Source organism: Cetobacterium sp. ZOR0034, from assembly GCF_000799075.1.
In the GTDB taxonomy this organism is placed as follows: domain Bacteria; phylum Fusobacteriota; class Fusobacteriia; order Fusobacteriales; family Fusobacteriaceae; genus Cetobacterium_A.
The window spans coordinates 1-2,115 of sequence record NZ_JTLI01000102.1 but is presented as its reverse complement, the minus strand read 5'-3'; the positions used below and the strand labels follow the sequence as shown (position 1 = coordinate 2,115).

Genomic DNA, 2,115 nt, shown 5'->3' with positions numbered 1-2,115 from the left:
ATCTAACGATATAGAAATCTCCTATTATTTAGCTATTTTTTATTTTTTGTAATCTACCAGCTGAGTAGTTACTAAATAATCTCGTATTATAGAATTTTTTTTCTCGTTAAAATTAATTATAAATATAATTATTAATTAAATATCAATAAATTCAATAATATATATCTCGTATTATACATAAAATACGACCTTTAATAATATTAAAGTTTTTTATAATTATTTTAATATAAAGTTTATGTTATTCTTAATTAAAGATTTATTTTTATAAAATAACTTATACAGGCCTCGCGTCGTTTTTTTTGTCCTTTTGCACCAATTAGCCTTTTTAGTCAATAAAATCCTAACCTTTAATCTAATTGACCTATATACTTATTATTTAAATATATATAGACTAACATACCTCATTCCTGTAAAATATTAAAGGCTAACAGGAGGAGATAAGAATGATATACGGTTTCTGCAGAGTAAGTACAAAACATCAAAATTTACAAAGGCAAATAGATGCACTTGTTAAATACGGTATTAATCAGCGTTTCATATTTACAGATAAATATACTGGAAAAACTTTAGATAGAGAAGGACTAAATGAACTCTTAATTATATTAAAATCTGGAGATACTTTAGTTGTTAAAGAGATTGATAGATTGGGAAGAAACAGAAAAGATTTTTTATAAAGCTGCTTTTTCTAACAGGAGCAGTTTAAGTGAGGAAAAGATAATAGCTTTTCTCAAAAGCAAAAACCTTTGATTGCTACTTTAATGGCAAACGGGCATAATATAGGCTTTTCAAAGATGGCTATCTCTAGTTCTATAGAGGAATCTGTACTCAGAAGAACCAATGAATTTTATTTCAATAGTGATGCTTTATCTAAGGCCCAGAAACGATTGGTAAATTATCATCATTCACTTGAAATAGTTAAAAATTGGGGGAATGGTGATAAATCTTCTTCAGATGGAATGAGAGTTCCTATAAATTCAAAGACTATTTATGCTGACTATAATGCTCATTATGGGAATAAAGGCGGTGGAATTTATAGACACGTTAGCGATCAATATACGCCTTTTTATGTTCAAATACTTGAAGGAAGAGATAGTAACCACGTCTTAGATGGTCTTCTTTATCATGAATCAGATTTAGAAATTTATGATCATTCTACAGATACAGCAGGGTATACAGAGCAGATGTTCGCTCTTACATATCTTTTAGGCTTTAATTTCAAACCAAGAATAAAAAATTTAGAGCAACAACAGCTTTACTATTTCGAGAACATTGAATTAGATGAAAAAAAATTCAAAAAGATTAATGAAAAAGTAATAGTTGAAAACTATAACGAGATTCTAAGATTAATTGAATCTATTAAATGTGGAAAAGTAAAAGCTTCTCTGATTCTTCAGAAAATAAACTCATACAACAGGGATAACGGAGTGGCAAGAGGATTAAAAGAGATTGGAAGGATATTGAAAACCAGATATATATTGAATTATTTTACAGATGGAGAACTAAGAAAAGAAGTTCAAAAAATGCTTAATAAAGGAGAATCTATAAATTCTGTTGGAAGACTTATGTTTTTTGGTAAACATGGAAGACTTAACGAAGCTACAATAGACAATCAATTAGAAAAAGCAAGCTGTCTGAATATACTTCTATCTTCTCTAATTATTTGGAATTCTAGATATTTAGAAAAAGTAAAATTAATTGTTCAAAATGAAGAGTGGTTTGATGAAAAGGACTTTCAAAGAGTTAGTCCATTAGGAACTCAACATGTGAATTTTCTTGGAAAATATATTTTTGAAGAAAATAAAATAGATACAGCAGATGGATTAAGAGAAATTCTGATCAAGGCTTGAGGTTTAAACACCAAAAAGCCTTGATTTTATTGACTAATAAAAGAGATTTAGAAGTCCTCTAAATCTCTTTTTATTTTAATTATTATTTCCTATTTTAGCTAGATATATTCCTATTAAGACAATTAAAATACCAAAAATTTCTTGAAAAGTAAGGTTTTCTCTAAAAATAAAATAAGAGTACAAAGCTGCAATGTAACTACTCAGCTGGTAGATTACAAAAAATAAAAAATAGCTAAATAATAGGAGATTTCTATATCGTTAGATATAG

At 27.4% G+C, this 2,115-nt stretch carries 2 protein-coding genes and 1 pseudogene; 2 read left to right on the top strand and 1 reads right to left on the bottom strand.

Annotated features, from left to right (window positions below):
* Window positions 1–443 precede the first annotated feature (443 nt).
* Both L992_RS12440 and L992_RS12435 read left to right on the top strand, forming a co-directional pair.
* Window positions 444–674 carry a recombinase family protein gene (locus L992_RS12440; RefSeq protein WP_052194003.1) on the top strand — a complete coding sequence of 77 codons (231 nt, stop codon included), beginning with the start codon at window positions 444–446 and terminating at the stop codon, window positions 672–674.
* 63 nt (window positions 675–737) lie between these two features.
* Window positions 738–1,847, top strand: a pseudogene (locus tag L992_RS12435) (transposase); the annotation flags it as partial.
* A gap of 75 nt (window positions 1,848–1,922) precedes the next feature.
* On the opposite strand, the gene L992_RS13910 reads toward L992_RS12435, so the two are convergent.
* The gene (locus L992_RS13910) at window positions 1,923–2,060 is read right to left on the bottom strand and encodes an EamA family transporter (protein WP_369797086.1); all 138 of its coding nucleotides are present in this window, start codon (window positions 2,058–2,060) and stop codon (window positions 1,923–1,925) included.
* Between the last annotated feature and the right edge of the window lie 55 nt (window positions 2,061–2,115).

Coding starts and splice junctions, on each gene's coding strand:
- L992_RS12440 (WP_052194003.1), top strand. CDS start 444: ATGATATACGGTTTCTGCAGAGTAAGTACAAAACATCAAAATTTACAA.